This is a genomic window from Streptosporangium amethystogenes subsp. fukuiense, assembly GCF_042665875.1.
Lineage (GTDB): Bacteria > Actinomycetota > Actinomycetes > Streptosporangiales > Streptosporangiaceae > Streptosporangium > Streptosporangium fukuiense.
Window position 1 is genome coordinate 5326422 of sequence record NZ_JBHTEE010000001.1, and the last position, 20551, is coordinate 5346972.

The window sequence follows — 20551 nt, forward strand, 5'->3', positions numbered from 1 at the left end:
CCCTAATGGCCCGAATGACCGTGATCAATATAATTCACGAAATATCTCTATGAGGGAGCGGTGCGTGATCGGTTGGGCACCAAAGGGTGTTCAAGCTCACATTCCTAACGCCGCACGTATGCACCACTGATATTCAGTCGAACATGGCCGGGCCCGGCATCACCGTGCCGTACCGGGATATCGGCCCCTACCTCCCGCGCGGCGCCGGCGCCGCCGGGAACGAGCGCTGACCGGCGCCGCACGGGAAGATCGGCGCGGGAAGGTCAGCGGCGGCGGGTGATGGCCCGTTTGACCGAGGAGAGCAGCCCGTACTGGACGATCTTCCTGGCGGCGGCCAGTTCCTTGCGCAGGGTGCCGACCTCGCGCCGTAGCTCGACCGCGCTTTTCCGCCAGCGGCCCGCCTCGTCACGCCACCTGGTCACCTGACCGCGGAGCCGCTCGTTCTCCCTGGTGAGGCGGGCCACCTGAGCCTCGGCCTCGATCCTGGCCCGGTGGGCGCCCCGGCGGCCGACGATGGGGCGGGGCTCGGACGCGAACCCGTAGGTCTCGCCGTCCACCCAGACCACGCCGAAGGTGTCCTCCACGGCGTCGTCAAGGTCCTCTCCCTCCTCCAGCACGATCGCGGCACGCGCGAACGCGGCGGCGCGCTCCAGCCGCGCCGCGACGATCATCCGCTCCGAGCCCGCTCCGCCCTCGCCGTCCTGTCCCCCCTCGGCCAGGAGCACCGCGACCAGGCCGTAGCCGTCGTCCCCGGCCAGGTCGAGCAGGCGGGCCAGGGTGTCGTCACCGGGCACCCACCCGGCGGGCAACCTGAGCCGGTAGGGGGTGGCGGGACCACCGGCGCGGGGCTGCCGGGAGGCCGCGGACGGGGCGGAGGTGGCAGCGGAGGTGACGGAGGCCTCGTCGACGAAGCGGACCCTGGCCTCGTGGGCGTAGTGGCCGCGGATCAGCACCAGGTCCAGGTCCGGATCCTTCAGGGGGGCGCGCCCCTCCGTGCCGATGCGGCCCCACGGACCGGTGAGGGTGACCGCGACGTCGGGCAGGGTACCCGCGAGGACGGCGTCGACCGTGGCGCGGACCTCGTCATAGGAGTATCCGGGACCTTCCCGTCCCGTCCCCTCCCCGGGCTCGACGACCACCTCCAGGTACGGCACCTTCCACTGCCTGCTCGGATGGGAGCGGAGCCAGCGGTAGGAGGGGATCCGGTCGGCCACGAACGCGTGGCTGACCCGGTCGATCGGGGCCTTGCCGCGCATGCGCATGGTCGGGCCCAGGTGGAAGGCGCGCGACAGTGGCTCGGGGACGAAGACGGCACCCGCCTGGGCGAGCCGGTAGCCCATCTCGGTGTCCTGGCCGAGGATCAGGTCGGTGTCCATCGGCCCGGCGGCGGCGAGCAGCGCCGCGTTGACCGAGGTCGCGCCGCCGACGTGCAGGCTGAACGCGCGGTGCGGGTTGGCGGTGAGGCCGTCGGTGCGCTCGACGAGGTCGACCAGCCAGGCATGCGGCTCGGCGGGCTCGAAGAGCTTGGCCAGGTCGTCGGCGGCGGCCACCACCTCGGGAGCGGGCAGCCGGGCCGGCGTGAAGCGCAGGTAACCGGTGACCGCCAGATACGGGGCGGCATGGTGCCAGCGCATGTGCGCCTCGACCGACCTGCGGTCGAGAACCACGTCGGAGTCGAGCCAGTGGATCACGTCACCGGTGGCGGCCGACAGACCGGCGTTGCGGGCGTGGGCCCGGCCGGGGGTCGGGCAGACGATCAGGCTGGTGCCCTCCGGGCGGAGTTCGGGCAGGCGCAGCGGCGGGCTGCTGCCGTTGTCGACCACGATGACCTCGGTAAGCGCGGCCGGGTAGGTCTGCACGGCCAGCCCGGCGAGTGCCAGGTCGAGTTTCTCCTGGTCGCCGTAGGCGGGAATGACGACGCTCACCCGGAGCGAGGGCGTCCAGGCCCCCAGGGCGGGCGGTGTGAGGCTCCGGTAGTCGTTACCGGCTACCCGTGCTGTCATCGCGCTTCCAGGATCAGACTCGGGCGGAAACCGCGCCACTGGTTCGACGCGACGCGCAGGAAGTGAGCCAGGGAGAGCCGCCAGGTGTGCTCGGCACCGACCGAACGCCGCAGCACGTAGCCCAGGCCGTGGGTGCGGTAGATGCGCGCCCCCGCGGCGTGCGCGGCCTTCAGCAGCCCGGCGTCGACGCCCCTGGGCAGCGGGGGGAAGCCGCCCGCGTCCCCGAAGGTGTCGGCGGGGAGCAGGATCGTGCCCCCGGCGACGTGCTCGGACCAGACCTCGCTGGCGTAGTCGGTACGGCGGACCGTGGCGTTCAGCGGCTCCAGGTGGAAGAACTCGGCCGCGGTGCCGACGATGTCCGCCCCGGAGTAGGCGCGGGCGAGCAGCAGGTCGGCCAGATGCTCGGGGCCGTACCAGTCATCGTCGTCCCACTTGGCCAGATAGTCGCCCTCCGCCCTGGAGGCGGCCAGGTTGAGCACCTCCCCGAAGGGGGTCTCCTTCGCGGCCTCGACCACCGTGACGGGCAGGGCGCACCCGCGCAGCGCCCGCCTGACCTCCTCGTGCGCGGCGGGCACGCCGTGCAGGCCGAGCAGGACCTCGACCCGTACCCGGCGCTGCCCGGCGATCTGGCCGAGCGCGGCGCCCAGCAGGTGCGGCCGCATGCTGGACATCACGACGCTGACCGTGGGCGGCGTCTCCGCCCTGCCCGTCCCCATCCGGTCGCGGAGCCCGTGGCGGCGTAGTCGCACGCTGTGTTCCTCCCTGCGCAGAGCGGTGACCGACCGGAGGCCTGAGCCGTCGTCCTCCTCGGGTGCCCAGGCCGCGAGCAGGCGGGCCAGCTCGGGATCCACCCAGTCCGGCGAGACGGCGGCGTGCAGCGGCACCCCGGCCGCGGCCAGGCCGGTGACCGCGTCGGCCGGAACCTCGGAGGCGGGCCACCGGACGACCAGTCCCCGCAGCGGGCGCAGGCGGGCCACCTCCTCGGCGTCCGGCCGGTCGCCGAGCGGCGAACCGGCCGCCAGCCAGCCCTCACCGGTCCAGGACAGCTCGGCCGTCTCCCCGGCCGCCGACCGCAGGAAGCCCGCCGGTGTGGCGAGAAGGGACGGGGGAAGGGAGATCGACTGCGCGGGCACGACCGAAGGATAGCGAGGTAGGAAGATCCCTTCTCACCACACCTCACACTTGACCCGAGCGATCACCATTAATCACTCACAGCTGTCACACAGGTCACAGAAACCTTGGAATTTCCCATTTCCAGCCATATTTGCACTTGAAGAGCGGATAGCCTCATTTATCTCCCCGTCAATGAACAGGTAATGACAGAGCGGCATGGAAGGTAAGCGCGGATGCCCACGCCCCGAAAACTGACGCTTCTGGCGGCGACCATCGGTCCGGTGGTACTGATCGCGCTGACGCTGCTCGCGGGCACCGATGTCATCTCGGTCACGGCGGCCGTCGTACTCGGCGCGATCGCGACGGTGTTCGCCGTCCAGATGCTGGCGATCGCGACGGTGCGCAGGGTCGACGGCAAGGCCCTGCGGATCGACACCCGCGTCAAGCGCTACGAAGCGGAGCTGACCACGGTCAAGGCCGCCACCGAGCGGCTGGACCGGCGGCTGGACGAGATCGTCGAACTGCTCAGGGAGCACGAGCGGAAGCGGGACGAGGACCTGCAGACGATCCTGGTCTCGCTGGGCGAGGACCGGCTGGTCTCCATACCGCAGCGCCAGGAGATGGCGGAGGTGGTCAACGACCTGCTGCCGCGACTGGCCGCCGTGGAGGCGCGGACCGGACAGGCCACCCCGGAGGGAGAGGCGTGAGCGGGGCCGGGCACGGCGACCTGGCCGGCCGGAGCGGCGTCCCTCGCGCCGAGGTCGGGCAGAACGACTACGGGCCGCTGCTCCCACCCGACCTGGGCCGGTGGGAGCCCCGGCTCAGGGTGAGCGTGGTGATCCCGGCGTACGACTGCCAGGACGCCCTGGACCGTACGCTCGCCTCCCTTGCCGCGCAGACCTACCCCGCGCATCTGATGGGGGTGGTCGTGGTCGACGACGGCAGCGAACCGCCGCTGCGCGTCCCCGAGATCACCCCGGCGGGCACCCGCCTCGTCCGGGTACCGGAAGGCCGCTGGGGGCGGGGCTGGGCCCGCCAGACCGGTGCCGAGGCGGCGGCCGGCGACATCCTGCACTGGGTCGACTCCGACATGATCCTCGACCGGGAGCACGTCGAGGCGCACATGCGCTGGCACCACCTCCTCCCCTACGCCGTCGTGATGGGCGACGTCCGCTTCACCCCCGACGGGACCCGGCCCCGTGCCGGGGAGGTCCTCTCGGCCGTGGAGGCCGGGGACGCGGAGAGGCTGTTCGACGGGTCCGCGCCACACGAGTGGCGGGCGGGCGTGCTGGCGGAGACCCGGTGGCTGCGGGACGCGGGCACCGGGGCCTACCGGCTCCATTCGGGGGCCAGCACATCGGTCCCGGTGGCACTGCTCCGCTCGGCCGGCGGCGTGAACACCGCGTTGAACATGGGTGAGGACACCGATCTCGGCTTCCGCCTCGCGCAGGCGGGCGCGGTCTTCATCCCCGACCCGCAGGCCCGCGGCTGGCACCTCGGCCCGTCCACGGTCATGCTCAGGGAGAAGGAGGTGCACCGGCACAACTGGTCGGTGCTGCCCGACCTCATCCCCGATCTGCGCTGGCTGCGCACCCACCCGCGCAGGACCTGGCTGGTGCCGTACGTGCACGTCGTCGTCGACGTCGGCGGCGCCCGCTACGAGGACGTGCGGGCGAGCGTGGACAGCGCGCTCGCGGGCACCCTCGTCGACGTCGCCGTCACCGTGGTCGGGCCCTGGGCCCGGCTCCCCGCCGGCCGCCACCCCTCCCTCGACGAGCCGCTGCTCGATCTGCGTCTGGTGCACAACCTGTACGCCCATGAGCCACGGGTCTCCTTCGCCGAGGAGGCGCCCGCCGGCTCGGCACCCGCGCCGTTCCGCCTCACCTTCCCCGCCGGGTGGGCACTCGGCGCCGACAGCCTGGCCGAGCTGGTGAAACTCGCCGAGAGCGAGGGGTACGGGCTGCTGAGCGCGGTGCTCGACGAGGGGGCCGACGGGGTCAGGGCGGCCAGGTTGGAGCGCACCGCCGCCTTCGCCAGGGCGGCGCTGGTGACCGGAGGCACTCCAGGGGGTGACATCGACGGTGATATCGACGATGCCGTCCACAGGCTTTTCGGCTCCCTGTGGGTGAGTGCCGCCGAGTTCGGCGTGGCGACCGCCGGGGAGGCGGAGCCCGTCGCCGGTGACCCCGCGAAGTGGCGGGCCGAGAGCACCCGGTGGAAGCGCGAGGCGGAACGGCTGCGGGGCGAGGTGGAGAGCCTGCGCGCCGAGACCGAACGGCTGCGGACGGAGGCCGGGCACTCCCGGGACGAGCGGCGGCGTGGCCCCCTGGGAGGGATCATCCCGACGACCAGGCGGCAGACGGCTCCGCGCCGGGGGAAGAGCGGCTGATGTCCCTGCTGATCGATCTCGTCCGGGCCGCCGGGGAACGGAACGGCAAGCGACGCGTCCTCGTCTACTGCGCGGGCTTCGAGACACTCGGCGAGCTGGAGTCGTACGGGGCGATGGACCTCGACGGCGACCTCGACGGCATCCCGCGGGCGGAGGAGGGCGCCGCGGAGATCCTGGTGCTCGCCCGCACCCCGACGGACCTCCGCAGGGCCGCGAGCCTGCAGTCACTGCTGGCCATGGCCACCCGGGTGGTCGTCGCCGTGGAGGAGACACCGCACTGGTACACCGCGCCGGTGCCCTCGCCCACTCCCGCCCACCGCTGGCGGTCGCTCGTCGAGCTCCGGGTCCACCAGCCGGAAGCGCCCGCCTGGGTGATCGAGGCGCGGTTCTCCAAACCGGCGCCCGCCGGGCGGACGCTCGCCGCGACCGCCAGGGCGTTCGCGGGACACCGGATGGACGCCGTCGCCGCGCCCGTCGCCGGTCTGGCCGGCCCCGGGGCGGCCCACTGGCGTCCCGGCGACCCGAACGCGGCCCCGTCCCCGCCCGAAGGGCCGGTCCCCGACAGGTTCGGCGCCCGCGGCGCCGACCTGGTCGTGCGTACGGTCGATGAGGCGCCGCCGCCCTGGTCCGGCGACGAGGACCCGGCGGACCGCCCGGTCGCCGAGCTGATGAGCTGGGAGCGGCTCGGCCGCCCCGGCGGCGGCAGGATCCTCCAGGCCGGTCTCGGCGACCTGTCAGAACCCCGGACCGTCCCACCGGTCGACGACCGCTCGGTCAACCCCATGGGCTTCGTCACCGTACCGTCCCTCGGCACCGCCGATCTGTCCGTGGAATCCGGCCGCTGGGCGATCACCTGCGATGGCCGGACCCTCACCGCCTTCGCGGCCTCCGGCGCCGTCACGGACGTGGACGTCAACCGGATCAGGCAGGTCAGAGGGGTACGGGTGGACTGGCGGCGCGGCCACAGCGGCCCGGTGGCCGCGCTCCGCGTCGTCACCGGGCTGGCGGCGGCCGGGGTGCCGCTGGTCTCCGAGGCCGTGCCGCGCTGGGCGGGCGCCCTCGGCCCCGAGCTGGCCAGACTGATCACCTCGGTCGACGAGCCCGTGCTCAAGGACGACCTGGAGCGCGAGGAACACAGCATCCGGCTGCGCCGCGAGGCGCTGCGCGGCCACGGCGTCCGTGCCCGCTGGGAACAGCTCGGTGCCCCCGCGAGGCCCTCGCAGCCGGTCTCGGTGCTGCTCGCCACCCGCCGCCCGGAGATGGTGGGCTTCGCGTTGGAGCAGCTGGCCAGGCAGCGCGGCACCGAGTTCGAGGTGATCCTCGCCCTGCACGGCATCCCGGCGACGCATCCCGGCGTGGCCGGGGCGCTGGCCTCCTTCGAGCGGCCGGTCACCGTGTTCGAGGCGAACGAGGAGAGCGTGTTCGGGGCCGTGCTGAACGAGGCCGCGGCCAGGGCGTCGGGATCGTTCCTGCTGAAGATGGACGACGACGACTGGTACGGGCCCGACTTCGTCTCCGACCTGCTGCTGGCCCACTCCTACTCGGGGGCCCAGGTGGTGGGCATGGTCCCGGAGTTCGTCTACCTCGCCTCGATCGGGGTGACCGTCCACCGCGAGCAGGTCACCGAGCAGATCACCAACTTCATCGCCGGAGGGACCATCTTCGCCGAACGCTCCGCCTTCGAGGCCGTGGGCGGCTTCCGCCCCCTGCCCGGCACGATCGACGCCCAGTTCCAGCACGCCGTACAGGCCGCGGGCGGGCAGATCTACCGCACCCAGGGCCTGGGCTACATCCTGCGGCGCGGCAACGTCGCCGACCACACCTGGCGCGAGCCGATCGGCACGTTCCTGCGACGGAACAAGCGCCAGTGGCGCGGCTTCCGGCCCAGCGCGCTCATGGAACTCCCCCCGGAGGCCCCGTGAACACGCCGCGCGCACCGCGGGTCCCGGCCGGGGACACACCGGACGCACCGGACGCACCGCCGGTTCCGGCCCAGGCCGCCGCGCCGCGGATTCCCGGCAACGACTACGGGGTGCTGCCGGCGCCCGCCCTCGGCGCATGGGAGCCGCGCCTGCCGGTGAGCGTGGTGATCCCCGCCAGGGGAGGGCAGGACAGGCTCGACCTCACCCTGGCCGGGCTCGCCGCCCAGACCTACCCCGCTCACCTCCTTGAGGTGATCGTCGTGGACGACGGCAGCGCGCCCCCGCTCCGGCTTCCCGAGATCGCCCCCGAACGCACCCGGATCGTTCCCGGTGCCCCCGGCCGCCGGGGCATCGCCTGGGCCCTGGAGACCGGCACCGCCGTCGCGGACGGCGAGGTGATCCACCGGATGGACGCCGACATCGTCTCCTACCGGGAGCACGTCGAGGCGCACATGCGCTGGCACCATCTGGCCGGCTACCTGGTGGTGCTGGGGACGCTGCGCTTCACCGCCATGACGGGCACCCCGCCCACCCCCGCCGAGGTCCAGATCGCCGTGGCCAAGGACAGGGCGGACTCCCTCTTCACCGAGGATCCCGAGCACGGGCACGACTGGATCGCCGAGCTCGTCGCCGCGCACCGCGGCTTCCGCGACGCGCCCAACTCGCTGCTGCACCGCGTCCACGTGGGCGCGACGGTCTCGCTACCGGCCGCCCTGCTGAAGGAGGCGGGAGGGCTGGACACCTCCCTGCGGCTCGGCGAGGACACCGAGCTGGGCTACCGGCTCACCCAGACGGGCGCGGTGTTCGTCCCCGACGCCGAGGCGCTGAGCTGGCACCTGGGCACGACGACCGCCATGCGCAGGCCCGCGGACGTCAGGCGGCACAACGACCCCTTCATCGCCGACCGGGTCCCCTACCGGCGCCACCTGCGCACCGACGCGGGCCGGCAGTGGCTGGTCCCCTACGTCGACGTCGTGGTGGACGCCCGAGGCGCCTCCTTCGAGGACGTCAGGGCGAGCGTCGACGGGGCACTGGCCAGCAGCCTGCCCGACGTGCGCGTCACCCTGGCCGGGCCGTGGGCGTCGCCCGCGGGCGAGCGCCATGGGGCGGCGGGCGGGCCGCTGGACGACCCGCTGCTCGACCTGCGGCTGCTGCGCGGCCAGTACGCCCACGACGGCCGCGTCTCCTTCGTCGAGCGGGTCCCGCCGACCTCGGCTCCCGCGCCGTTCCGGCTCGTCTGCCCGGCCGGCTGGGTGCCCGGGACGGAGTCGCTGGCCATGCTGGTCGAGCGGGCGGAGCAGGACGACGAGGGCCTGCTGCTGGTGGCGCTGGACGAGGACGAGTCAGGTGTCCTGGCCGCCCGCCTGGAGCGGACCTCCGCCGTGGCGAGGGCGAGGCGGGTGGCCCGCGAGGGCGAGTCGCTCGACGACGTGATCGCCGAACTGCACGGCGCGACCTGGCTGGACGCGGAGTCCTGGCGGCTGCGGCCGGCGGCGCACGCCTACCCCTACTGGGCCACGAACCGCAACCGGGAGGCCGTGCGCTGGCGCGCGGCGGCCGAGTCGCGGGCCCGGGAGGCCGAACGGGCCCAGCGGCAGATCGCCACGCTCAAGGCCGAGCTCAAGGAGTTGCGCGCGGTGGCCGCCAAGGGCCGCCGCGACACCGCCAGGTGGAAGGAGAAGGCCGAACAGCGCCGCCTGGAGGCCGTCGCCCTGCGCCAGGCCCGGCAACGCTCCCTGCTCGGCCGCGCCGCCCGCGGTCTCCGCAGGCTCACCGAGGGCTCCTGACGGCCTTCCCCCGCGCCGGGGCCCCGGCCCTGCGCGGATCGCGGGAAGGTCCTGAGGGGGCCGTTCTCAGCCGGGCACGGGGCGGTAGCGGGCGCCGACGGCACTCTGCAGCGTCTTCACCACGGTGCCGCGGGACTTGCGCGCCGCCAGCCAGTCGAGGAAGGGGTTCAGCCGCTCGGGAGTCACCGAGTAGAGCCCGCAGCGGTCGCAGACCCGGTGGAACACCAGCGGGACCAGGCCGCCACCGCTCTTCTCCGCGTTGAGCACCTGCTGTTTCATGTGCCGCAGCAGGGTGTCCTCGCGAACGGAGCTCGGCGTGCGGATCTCGTAGCGGTCCTTCGGGCGTGTGGTCTCGCTCGCCGGGCAGCCGGGGCACTTCCACTCCCTGAGCCCGCCGACCGAGCGGGCCGCGTCGTAGCCGCACCGCCTCGCCACCGCCTTGGCGTCGGAGTCGACCGCGCCGAACGGGTAGGCGAGGGTGGCCGGCCGGTACCCCCACGCCACCAGCCTCCTGCGGTCGTCGCAGATCTGCCCCTCCTGCTCGCTCTGGGTCAGCTCGGTGAGGCGGATGTGGGTCAGCGTGTGACCGCCGATCTCGTGGCCCTTCCCGGCTATCGCGGCGAGGTGGCGACGGGTCAGTTTGAGCTCGTCGCCGATGGTGTCGGTGTTGATGTAGAACGTTCCACGCATCCCGCGCCTCTCCAGCATGCGGGCCACGGCCAGGTGCGTGGAGTCACCGTCGTCGAAGGTGAGCGAGACGACGGTCTCCACCTTCTTGACGGGTTTCGCGGTCTTCGCCTGACCGACCTGTCCCGGCGCCATCGCGATGGCCAGCGCCGCGGAGAACACGGCCACCCGACGAAAGATCTTCATGGCGGACCCCCTCCCGGAACAGCAAATAAAGCACAAAAAAACACCATATAAGCCTATGGAGACCACCGATTTAGCCGTTATCAAATACCCAGGAACCTGATACCGACCCGGCATGACACCGCCCGGCGGGTCCTCCGCGAAGAGCTTCGCGGAGGACCCGCCGGGCGGTGCGAGTCGCCGGTGTCCCGGGAGGGGCGGTCACCGCACTACGGGGTGTCCTCGCCCTCCACCCGCATGACGCTCACCACGTCGCGGACGATGTCCAGCTCGCGCAGGCCCTCGATGGTGGCCGAGAGCGCGGCGTCGCTGGCCCGGTGGGTGACCAGCACGAGCTGGGCGTCCGCGCCGTGGCCCTCCTGGCGGACGGTCTGGATGGAGACGTCCTGCTTGGCGAACATGTCGGCGACCCTGGCGAGCACGCCGGGCTTGTCGGCGACGTCCAGCGAGACGTGGTAGCGCGTGACGGTCTCGCCCATCGGGTGCACGGTCAGGTCCGCGTAGGTGGACTCCTCCGAGCCCCGGGTGCCCGCCAGCACGTTGCGGGCCACGGCCACGATGTCGCCCAGCACCGCGCTCGCGGTCGGCGCGCCACCGGCGCCCGCGCCGTAGAACATGAGCCGGCCGGCGGACTGCGCCTCGACGAACACGGCGTTGTACGCCTCGCGGACCCCCGCCAGCGGATGCGTCCTGGGGATCATCGCCGGGTGCACCCGTACGCCGAACGACCTGCCGTCCTCCGAGCGGGCGCAGATCGCCAGCAGCTTGATGACGTAGCCCATGGCCTTGGCGCTGGCCACGTCCGCCGCGGTGATCTCGGTGATGCCCTCGCGGTGCACGTCGGCGGCCGTCACCCGGCTGTGGAAGGCGATTCCGGCGAGGATCGCGGCCTTGGCCGCGGCGTCGAAGCCCTCCACGTCGGCGGTGGGGTCCGCCTCGGCGTAACCCAGTGCCTGGGCCTCCCCCAGCGCGTCGGAGAACGAGGCCCCGGTGGAGTCCATCTTGTCGAGGATGTAGTTGGTGGTGCCGTTGACGATGCCGAGCACACGGTGGACGTGATCCCCGGCGAGCGACTCGCGCAACGGGCGGACCAGCGGGATCGCGCCCGCGACGGCGGCCTCGAAGTAGAGGTCGGCGTTGCCGGCCCTGGCCGCGGCGTGGACCGTCGCGCCGTCCTCGGCGAGCAGCGCCTTGTTGGCCGTGACGACGGACTTGCCGCTGTTCAGCGCGGCCAGGATGAGCGCCCTGGCAGGCTCGATTCCGCCGATCACCTCGATGACGATGTCGATGTCGTCCCGGGTGACCAGGGCCTCGGCGTCGGTGGTGAGCAGGGCGGGGTCCACCTCGGCGTCCCGCCTGCGGCCCAGGCGCCGCACGGCCACCCCGGCGAGCTCCAGCGGTGCCCCGATGCGTGCGGCGAGGTCGTCGGCCTGCTCGTGCAGGAGCCTGACCACCTGGGAGCCGACGACTCCGCACCCCAGAAGTGCGACTTTCAGCGCCATACGATCACGCCCCCCTCTCGCCCACGCCACGCACGGGTTTCTCGTCCGCTCCTGGTCGTTTCACAGCTGTCCTCTCAGCAGGTCGTCCTCGGTCTCCCTGCGGACGATCACGCGGGACGCCCCGTCCTTGACCGCGACCACGGCGGGCTTGGGGAGGTAGTTGTAGTTGTTGGCGAGCGAGCGGCAGTAGGCGCCGGTGCCCGCGACGGCGACCAGGTCGCCGGGGGCCAGGTCGCCGGGGAGCCACAGGTCGCGCACGACGATGTCGCCGCTCTCGCAGTGCTTGCCGACCATCCGGGAGAGCATCGGCTCGGCGGCGCTCTCCCTGGAGGCCAGGCGCGCGGTGTACTCGGCCCCGTAGAGGGCGGTGCGGAGGTTGTCGCTCATGCCGCCGTCGACGCTGACGTAGGTGCGCAGCCCCTCGACGTCCTTGATCGTGCCGACCTCGTAGAGCGTCACCCCGGCGAGCCCGGCGATGCCCCTGCCGGGTTCGACGGTGAGCTTGGGCACCGGCAGGCCGGCGTTCCCGGCCACCTTGCTGACGATCTCCCGCAGGCTGTCGGCGATCTCCTTGACGTCGAGCGCGATGTCACCGTCGACGTAGGGGATGCCGTAGCCGCCGCCGAGGTCGAGCTCGGGCAGCACGACGTCGTGCTCGTCCTTGATCTGCACCAGGAGCTTGGCCAGGCGGCCCGCGGCCACCTCGAACCCCGCGGTGTCGGTGATCTGGGAACCGATGTGGGAGTGCAGGCCGACGAGTTCCAGCTGGGGCAGGGCGAGGATCCGCCTGGCCGCCTCCGCCGCCGCGCCGGAGCTCAGCGAGAAGCCGAACTTCTGGTCGTCGTGGGCGGTCGCGATGAACTCGTGGGTGTGGGCCTCGACGCCCACGGTGACCCGGATCATCACCTGCGGGCGCCTGCCGTACTTGTCCGCGAGGAAGCCCAGGCGGGCGATCTCCTCGAAGGAGTCGGCCACGATGTGCCCGACACCGGCCTCGACGGCCCTCTCCAACTCGGCGAACGACTTGTTGTTGCCGTGCATGGTGATCCGCTCGGGCGGGAATCCGACGCTGAGCGCGACGGCGAGCTCGCCGGCGCTGCACACGTCGAGGCCGAGGCCCTCCTGCATGATCCAGCGGGCGACCTCGCGGCACAGGAACGCCTTGCCCGCGTAGTGGACCTCGCCCCCGGAGAACGCGCCGGCGTAGTCGCGGCAGCGGGAGCGGAAATCCTCCTCGTCCACCACGTAGAGCGGGGTGCCGTGCTCGGCGACCAGGTCCCTGACGTCCACGCCACCGATCGTGATCGAGCCGTCGGCTCGGCCCGACGTTCGCGGCCAGATGGTCGGGTCGAGCGTGTTCAGGTCGGCGGGTGCGTGCGGAGGGCGCTCCTCGGGCAGCACTTCGGCATGCCGGTCACCGGCGGGATGGGCGAATCGACTCACCCGATCGAGGCTATCGGACCCGGTGATCCCCCTGAGACGATTGCCCACCTATCGAGACGCGATCGCCCTCGAACACGCGAACTTTTTACGTTATCGACCACTTTGGCGACATATTTTAATGTCGCGTCGCAACAAGATCCTCAGGAGACCCGCTCGGCGGGAGCGCCCCAGGTGTTACAGGACGCCACCGTGCCGCCCTCCTGGCCGCGCCGCATCCACTCGGCGCTGCTGGCGCCCGAGCCGTGCGACTGCCGGTAGCCCGCCTCCGTGCCGTCCTCGACGCCGGAGCCGCGTCCGGCGAAGCCGCGCAGGCTCTCCAGCCGGCGCGGCGTGGCGATGCGCAGCGTCGCCGCCGCCAGGCAGTCCGCCTGGAGTTCCAGCCGCCGCGACCACGCCTCGTCGAAGGCCTCGGAACCTCTCTGGTCGGCGATCCCGCTGACCTCCTGGACGTGGTGGGCGTACTCGTGGGCGAGCGTGAACATCATCGGAAAGGCCCGTTCGTCCTCGACCAGCACGTTGACGACGCGAGAGTCGGGACAGTAGATCCCGGCCCAGTCGTAGTCGTCGATCCCGCACGCGGCCGCCTCGGGGGCGGCGATCAGCCGCACCTCCTCCGGCGGCGCGTAGTCGATGCCCGCCTTCGCCAGGGTGTCCGCCCACATCCGGTCCAGGCATCCGGCGAGGGCCTTCAGCGACGTGCGGGCGTCGGCGTCGAGGTTTCGCGGGAGCGTGCCGCAGCGGGCGTCGATCGGTCCCGTCTCCTCGTACAGGCGATGCGTCGCCGCGGCCGAGCGGGGCGAGCCCGGCGCGGTTCCGAGGAGCTCGCGCAGGTCGCCTCCCAGATAGGCGAGCCCGCCGAGGATCACCGCGAAGGCGAGGAGCATCGGCAGCATTCGGCGGATCATCCCGGGGCGGCGCGGCTCGTACGCCTCCCAGTCGCGAGGACCGCCCATTCGCCGCTCTCCTGATCCTTTTGATCTTCTTTGAGAGGGTTTATCACAACCTGTCGGGGGCCGTCTCGCCAAGCGCCGCCAGCGCCTCGGCCAGCACGTCCCGTACCGCCCGCGCCAGGCGTACGCGGGCGGTGTGCAGCTCCGACGGCTCCTCGTCACCGGCGGGGAGCGCGGCGGCCCCCTCGAAGGCGTCGTGGTAGGCCAGGGCCAGGTGCTCGGCGTAGGCGGCCCATCCGGGATCCCGGCTCACCCGCCTGCCGTGCACCTCGGCCAGCGACCTGAGCACCGCCCTGTCCCTGCGGTCGTCGAGCAGTTCGGGCCTGAAGTCCCCGCCGACGCCCAGCTCCGCCGCCCAGCGCTGCACGGCGACCGCCCGCGCGTGCGCGTACCTGACGACGAACCCGGGGTTGGCCCATGTCCTGGGGAGGTCGTCCCACGGGGACGTGCCCGTGACGGGTGGAACGGGCCCGCCGATCTCCGTGACGAGTTCGCCGGGCACGGACACCGCGATCTCCAGGAAACCGCCGGCCAGCACCCGGACGGCCGCGATGCCCGGCAGCGCGCGGAGCCGGGCGGCCGTCCTCTCCGGGTCCTCTCCCCGGCGCAGCGCGGCCGGGGAGAGGTAGATCGCCTCCCCGGCCCACGTCCCCTTGGGGATCGGCGGCAGGCCGAGGACCTCACCGAGCGCGCCTGGCCTCATCGGATCAGCCTAGGGTCCGGACGTACGCGCTCAGATCAGCGCGTGCGGGTCGGCCGGGCCGTAGTCGACGAGCTGGGCCGAGCCGAGCAGCCAGCGGTCGCGGTCACGGAGGCAGACGTAGCCGAAGCGGTCCGCGGAGAAGACCTTGATCCCGTCCGCGCGGCACTGGCGCATCAGCACGTCGGCCCAGTTCTCCGAGACGTCGGCGAAGCCGATGCCGCGTAGCACCGCACGGCGGGCCAGCAGGGTGGCCCCCGCGACGTCGGGAAGGTAGGAGTACTCCGCCGAGGGCTGGCGCAGCACCGTCGCCGCGACGTCGCGCAGGTGGGCGTAGTAGGCCGCCTTGCCGACGATGTCGGCACTCGCGAACAGGAACGCCCGGCTGAGATCGGTCAGGTAGTGCTCTCCGTACCGGTCACGGGCGTCCATGACCGCCACCAGGTCCCCCTGGCACAGGTCGAGGGCGCGGTTGAGCATGCCGCCCGTGGTGAGGCCGGGGTCGGGGCGGCGTACCGTGACGTGCACCTGGTCGGGCAGCGCGGCACGGGCCCGCGCGGCGGCGTCCGGGACGTCCGAGAGCAGCACCAGCTGGACGACGCCCTTCTGCGGCGCGACCTGGGCCAGCGTGTAGTCCAGGTCGCCCCGGTCGATCATGATCACCGAGATGTTCAGGGTGGCCCGGCCGCTGGGCAGGCCGATCGCGTCCAGCAGATCGTCGACCTTGTTGGTCATCGTGCCCGAGGCGTACGCCTGGCGGAGCGCCAGGTGGGCCCGGCGCGGGTCGGGCTCGCTGCCGATGGAGGTTCCGCAGGCGGCCAGCTCGGCCATCCGCCAGGGCTCGGTGCCCGGCGGGCAGTCGACCGCGACGGGCCAGCGGTAGGAGGTGAGCACGTCCGGATACGACAGGTGCCCGGGGAGCAGCTCCTCCAGCGAGAGCACCCGCTCGAACCGGTCCCCGGCCAGCGGCAGCGGGTTGTGCACGCGCGGCTGGATCGCGAAGGGCAGGATTCCCAGCGAGGGCGCCCGGCGGCCGGGCTCGGGCTCCTGGGCCGCCAGCGCGGCGCCCCAGGCCCCCACGGACTTGGGCAGCGCGGTCACCACGTGCTCGAACAGCCTGGCCGCGGCGACGAATCCGGCGACCTCGCCCCCGGTGTGCCAGAAGACCGTGCGGATGCCCCGCTCCGCGCACCAGGACAGCAGGGCGCGCAGCCCCTGGCCCGGCTCGCGCAGCTCCGGTGCCCACGGCCCCTCGGTCACCGACTCGACCAGCAGCAGGTGCGGGACCTCCGCCGCCAGCACCCGGGCGAAGTCCTTGGGCGTGAAGCCGGTGCTCTGGCGCCACTCGTAGCGCAGCAGTGCCTCGCCGTGCGGCGTGGCGATCACGGCGGCGGTCAGGTGCGGGCGGGTGTTCGGCCCGGTCGGGACGCGAAACGGCTTGAGCTTGACCGACCTGCCGCCGACGGTCCTGACGGAGCTGGTGGCCTGGAAGGACGCGCCGGGCACCACCGCCTTGTCGCCGCTCTTGCGCGGCACCGGCTGGCGCTTGGGAGCGGTCGGGCGTTTGGCGGGCTTGGCCGCCCCGCGCAGGCCACGTGCCAGCCGCACCGGGTTGCTCTTGCCCGTCTTGATCGCGTCGCCGAGCCGGGACCAGCGGGCCACCTGCACCGAGGAGAGCTTCCACCTGGCCACCTCGGCCTGGTAGCGCTGCTCCGCCAGGTCCTTGCGGAGCTTCTCCTCGGCCGCGTTCGCCGCCTCCAGCCGCTCCTCGGTCTCGCTGAGCAGTTCTCGCACCCCACGTAGTTCTTCGGTCACCCGCTCCGCGTCAGCGATCTTGGCCTGTGCCGCGTCAAGCAGACGGGCCAGTTCGGAAGCCCTTTCCGCGTGGGCCACCGCCTCCCGTAACGCCTGTCGTGTGCTTTCGAGTTGGTCGCCCGTCACGCCGTCCTCCGTTTCCTCAGCCGGGCGAAAGGATACCCTTTGCTCAATCGCGACATAGAGGAGTCAGCACGGTGCAGTGGCCGACGTTCAATGTGAGGCCGTACGTCTGCGGCGGCATCGGGCACCTCGACGAGGCGGTCCTGGAGACGCTGCGCGGGGCGGGACCGCGGGTCGGGCCCGCCGTCCAGAACCGGCACGCGACCCTGTTCAGCTCCTCCCCGTTGCCGCCCTACCGGCGGGACGAGCACAGCTGGGCCTTCGCCTGGGGGGAGCGCAAACCCGGCGGGGCGGCAGCGGGGAAGGCGCAGTGGATCACTGTGGCCGAGACCTACGAGACGCCCGGCCTGATCGACGACGGCGAGCGGATCACCCTGCACGCCGGCGGCCTCGGCCTCGTGGACGTCTACTACCTGTTCCGCGGCGGGGCGCTCTACTTCTCCTCGCTGCTCGAACCGCTGCTCTCCCTGGCGCGCACCCCGTACGAGATCAACTGGGACGCCTGGGCCTCGATCATCCAGCTCACCTTCCCGCTGCGCGACGACACCCCGTACACGCAGGTGAAGCGGCTGGCCGGGGCGAGCGCGCTGGTCTTCGACCGGGCGTCGGGCCGGATCTCCGTCGAGCGGATGCTGCCCCGGTGGCTGCGCGAGGAGCCGTACGAGGCGGGAAGGACCGCCGGGGAGATCCTGGAGATCCTGCACGAGGTCTACAAGGAGCTCGACGGGCGTCCGCTGCTCGTACCGGTCAGCGGCGGCTACGACTCGCGGCTGCTCTGCTCGGTGGCGGTGGCCCGCGGCGCCGACGTGGAGTCGTGGACGACCAGTCCCGACGACGGCACCGACACCGACATCGTCTTCGCCAAGGCGATAACCCGCGAGCTGGGCGTGCGCCACCGGGTGATCCCCCAGGACGCCGCCGCCTATCCCGACGACGCGCTGGCCGCGGCGCGACGGCTGGAGTTCCTCACCCCGCACCACGCCTGGTACACCCCCTTCGCCCGCGAGGTGCACCGGGCCGGGCGGACCCTGGTCGACGGGTTGGCCGGGGGGCCGCTGCTGAAGAACTTCATGGTCAGCGGGGCCGCACTGGAGGCCTCCAGCCAGGCCGGGCGCAAGGCCGCGCTGCTCGGCTCGCTGGCGCTCGGCTCCCCCTCCACGCCCTTCCTGTCGGAGCAGGCGCAAGAGTGGATCACCGACAGCGTCGGGCACGCCTTCACCCAGTCGACCTCCATGCTCAACGGCCACCGGGCGGAGCTGCCGCTGTCGGTCCTGCACACCAGGACGGCGCGGGGCATCGCCCGCTCCCCGGTCAACCTGGTCGGCCCCGAGGTCTCGTTCACGGCGCCGTTCATGCACCCCGACTTCTTCGACGCGGCGCTCTCCGTCGGGGTGAACCGCAAGGACCAGGGGCGCTTCTACCGCGAGCTGCTGTACGCGGCCAACCCGCGGGTGGCCGCGCTGCCCTCCACCAACGTGGTCAAGCAGCCGCTGGCGCGGGTCCCGCTCCGCTCGGCCGCCGCACCCGCCAGGGAGTACGGCCACCGGATGCTCACCCTCGTCGCCGACGCCGTGCCCTCGCTGCTCTCCGAGCAGTTGCACACCGTGATCGCCGAGGGCCCCGACGGCCTGACGCGGTTCAACGGCTGGAACGACCGTTTCTGGGTGCGCGGCCTGGTGCTGTTCGGCGCCTGGCTCGGCGACTACCAGGACCGGCTGCCCGACCTCACCCCGCCCTGGAGCTGACCTCCTGACGCCTCCGCCCGCCGGGGCCGTACCACACGGCCCCGCGGAGTTTTCCGGCGCCCCCGGAATCAGGCTCGGCCTCCCTGCGGGAACGCCGGAGCGCGTCCCCGCCGCACCGCGCGCGCCCCGGCCGGGGCCGCCGCCATAAGCCGAGGTCACCCCGTTGGGGCGTGTCGTGTTTCAGGCAGGAAAACAGTAAGCGACGCGGCGATTACGCGGGCATGGCGCGATGCGCGCCCCGATTCCGTGTGACAGAGGCGACCTCCCCTGCCAAGAGGGCTTCGACGGGTTCACTCGGCTGGTAGTGTTCGGCCCAGAAAGCGCCACAACGGATGGCCCCGAATCACAAATTCGGTTGTCCGAGGGCATGGAGCTCATGGGGATGACGACTCCAGCCGGCGCGGTCACCACACATCATCAGCCGGAGCATCCGGTGACTTCGTCCTGCCCTTCATCACCGTGAGCGAGAACACGATGACCTCATCCCCCTCCCCCTCCCCTGCGCACGAGTCCGTCGCCGAGGACTTCGTCTCGGCCGACCCCCAGTGGTACAAGCGCGCCGTCTTCTACGAAGTGCTGGTCCGCGGGTTCAAGGACTCCAACGGCGACGGCACGGGCGATCTGCGCGGCCTCATCGAGAAGCTGGACTACGTCCAGTGGCTCGGCGTCGACTGCCTGTGGCTGCTCCCGCTGTACGAGTCCCCCCTGCGTGACGGCGGTTACGACATCTCCGACTACATGAAGATCCTTCCGGACTTCGGCGACCTCGGAGACTTCGTGGAGCTGATCGAGTCGGCGCACCAGCGGGGCCTGCGCATCATCACCGACCTGGTGATGAACCACACCAGCGACAAGCACCCCTGGTTCCAGGCGTCCCGGCACGACCCCGAGGGCCCGTACGGCGACTTCTACGTCTGGTCGGACAGCCCGACCGGCTACCCCGACGCGCCGATCATCTTCATCGGCGCCGAGGAGTCCAACTGGACCTACGACCCGATCCGCAAGCAGTACTACTGGCACCGCTTCTTCCACCACCAGCCGGACCTGAACTACGAGAACCCGGCGGTCCAGGAGGCCATGCTGGAGGTCCTGCGCTTCTGGCTGGACCTGGGCATCGACGGCTTCCGCCTCGACGCGGTGCCCTACCTCTTCGAACGCGAGGGCACCGACTGCTCCGGCCTGCCGGAGACCCACGCCTACCTGAAGAAGGTCCGCGCCGAGGTCGACCGCCTCTACCCCGACCGGGTGCTGCTGGCCGAGGCCAACGGCTGGCCCGAGGACGTGGTCGAGTACTTCGGCGACCCCGCGGTCGGCGGCGACGAGTGCCACATGGCCTTCCACTTCCCGCTCATGCCGCGCATCTTCATGGGCGTGCGGCGGGGCAGCCGCGAGCCGATCTCCGAGATCATGTCGCGGACTCCGAAGCTCCCCGACAGCGGCCAGTGGGGCATCTTCCTCCGTAACCACGACGAGCTCACGCTTGAGACGGTCACCGAGGAGGAGCGCGACTACATGCACGCCGAGTACGCCAAGGACCCGCGCATGCGGGCCTACCTCGGCATCCGGCGCCGCCTCGCCCCGCTGCTGGAGAACGACCGCGACCAGATCGAGCTGTTCACCGCGCTGCTGCTCTCGCTGCCCGGCTCCCCGGTCATGTACTACGGCGACGAGATCGGCATGGGTGACAACATCTGGCTGGAGGACCGCGACGCGGTCCGCACCCCGATGCAGTGGAGCCCGGACCGCAACGCGGGCTTCTCCACGGCCGACCCCGGACGCCTCTACCTGCCCGCCGTGATGGACCCGATCTACGGCTACCAGGCGGTCAACGTGGAGGCGCAGCAGCGGAACCCCGCGTCGCTGCTCCACTTCACCAGGAACATGCTGGCGATCCGCCGTGAACACCCGGTCTTCGGCACCGGCGTCTACAACGAACTGTGGTCCAGCAACCCCGCGGTGCTCAGCTTCGTCCGTGAGGACGGGGACGACCTGATGCTCTGCGTCAACAACCTGTCGAAGTACCCCCAGCCGGTCGAGCTCGACCTGCGCCGCTTCGCGGGGATGACCCCGGTCGAGGCCAGGGGCGGGGTGCACTTCCCCGCGGTGGGCACCCTGCCGTACCTGCTGACCCTGCCGGGTCACGGCTTCTACTGGTTCTCGCTCAGGCCCTGAGAACGGCTTTCGAGGGA

Annotated in this window: 14 protein-coding genes; 6 read left to right on the forward strand and 8 right to left on the reverse strand. The window is 72.1% G+C overall.

Going from position 1 to position 20551, the window contains the following annotated elements; genetic code table 11:
• Window positions 1–263: 263 nt before the first annotated feature.
• Window positions 264–2003 carry a glycosyltransferase gene (locus tag ACFQVD_RS22780; RefSeq protein ID WP_343975710.1) on the reverse strand — a complete coding sequence of 580 codons (1740 nt, stop codon included), beginning with the start codon at window positions 2001–2003 and terminating at the stop codon, window positions 264–266.
• Window positions 2000–3136 carry a glycosyltransferase family 2 protein gene (locus tag ACFQVD_RS22785; RefSeq protein ID WP_343975713.1) on the reverse strand — a complete coding sequence of 379 codons (1137 nt, stop codon included), beginning with the start codon at window positions 3134–3136 and terminating at the stop codon, window positions 2000–2002. Before ACFQVD_RS22785 ends, ACFQVD_RS22780 begins: the two co-directional genes overlap by 4 nt.
• Before the next feature lie 213 nt (window positions 3137–3349).
• Between ACFQVD_RS22785 and ACFQVD_RS22790 the strand changes: the two genes are divergently transcribed.
• From ACFQVD_RS22790 to ACFQVD_RS22805, 4 genes are read left to right on the forward strand one after another with little or no spacing between them, the layout of a single operon-like run.
• Window positions 3350–3823, forward strand: a complete 474-nt coding sequence (locus tag ACFQVD_RS22790; protein WP_343975716.1) for a hypothetical protein — start codon at window positions 3350–3352, stop codon at window positions 3821–3823.
• Window positions 3820–5505: a glycosyltransferase gene (locus ACFQVD_RS22795; RefSeq protein WP_343975719.1), complete on the forward strand. Its 1686-nt coding sequence runs from the start codon at window positions 3820–3822 to the stop codon at window positions 5503–5505. The genes ACFQVD_RS22790 and ACFQVD_RS22795 overlap by 4 nt, the downstream gene beginning before the upstream one ends.
• On the forward strand, window positions 5505–7427 hold the full coding sequence (locus ACFQVD_RS22800; RefSeq protein WP_343975722.1) for a glycosyltransferase: 1923 nt from the start codon (window positions 5505–5507) through the stop codon (window positions 7425–7427). Before ACFQVD_RS22795 ends, ACFQVD_RS22800 begins: the two co-directional genes overlap by 1 nt.
• On the forward strand, window positions 7424–9214 hold the full coding sequence (locus ACFQVD_RS22805) for a glycosyltransferase (protein ID WP_343975726.1): 1791 nt from the start codon (window positions 7424–7426) through the stop codon (window positions 9212–9214). The genes ACFQVD_RS22800 and ACFQVD_RS22805 overlap by 4 nt, the downstream gene beginning before the upstream one ends.
• A 66-nt stretch (window positions 9215–9280) precedes the next feature.
• On the opposite strand, the gene ACFQVD_RS22810 is transcribed toward ACFQVD_RS22805, so the two are convergent.
• The 6 genes from ACFQVD_RS22810 to ACFQVD_RS22835 all read right to left on the reverse strand — a co-directional run bounded on the left by ACFQVD_RS22810 (window position 9281) and on the right by ACFQVD_RS22835 (window position 16620).
• Window positions 9281–10087: a polysaccharide deacetylase family protein gene (locus tag ACFQVD_RS22810; RefSeq protein ID WP_343975729.1), complete on the reverse strand. Its 807-nt coding sequence runs from the start codon at window positions 10085–10087 to the stop codon at window positions 9281–9283.
• 206 nt (window positions 10088–10293) lie between these two features.
• Entirely contained in the window at window positions 10294–11586 is a 1293-nt protein-coding gene (locus ACFQVD_RS22815) for a homoserine dehydrogenase (protein WP_343975732.1), read from the reverse strand.
• Between the two features lie 60 nt (window positions 11587–11646).
• Window positions 11647–13029, reverse strand: coding sequence for a diaminopimelate decarboxylase (gene lysA, locus ACFQVD_RS22820; RefSeq protein ID WP_343975735.1), 1383 nt, complete (start codon window positions 13027–13029; stop codon window positions 11647–11649).
• 140 nt (window positions 13030–13169) lie between these two features.
• A complete protein-coding gene (locus ACFQVD_RS22825; protein ID WP_343975738.1) occupies window positions 13170–13982 on the reverse strand; it encodes a neutral zinc metallopeptidase in 813 nt (270 codons plus the stop codon).
• Window positions 13983–14025: 43 nt separating this feature from the next.
• Window positions 14026–14682 carry a DALR anticodon-binding domain-containing protein gene (locus ACFQVD_RS22830; RefSeq protein WP_343975741.1) on the reverse strand — a complete coding sequence of 219 codons (657 nt, stop codon included), beginning with the start codon at window positions 14680–14682 and terminating at the stop codon, window positions 14026–14028.
• Window positions 14683–14712: 30 nt separating this feature from the next.
• Complete coding sequence (locus tag ACFQVD_RS22835; RefSeq protein WP_343975744.1) at window positions 14713–16620, reverse strand: glycosyltransferase; 1908 nt, start codon at window positions 16618–16620, stop codon at window positions 14713–14715.
• Between the two features lie 71 nt (window positions 16621–16691).
• Here ACFQVD_RS22835 and ACFQVD_RS22840 point away from each other — a divergent pair, with 71 nt between their 5' ends.
• Entirely contained in the window at window positions 16692–18362 is a 1671-nt protein-coding gene (locus tag ACFQVD_RS22840) for an asparagine synthetase B family protein (RefSeq protein ID WP_343975747.1), read from the forward strand.
• A 474-nt stretch (window positions 18363–18836) separates the two neighbouring features.
• Entirely contained in the window at window positions 18837–20534 is a 1698-nt protein-coding gene (treS, locus tag ACFQVD_RS22845; RefSeq protein ID WP_343976003.1) for a maltose alpha-D-glucosyltransferase, read from the forward strand.
• Window positions 20535–20551 lie beyond the last annotated feature (17 nt).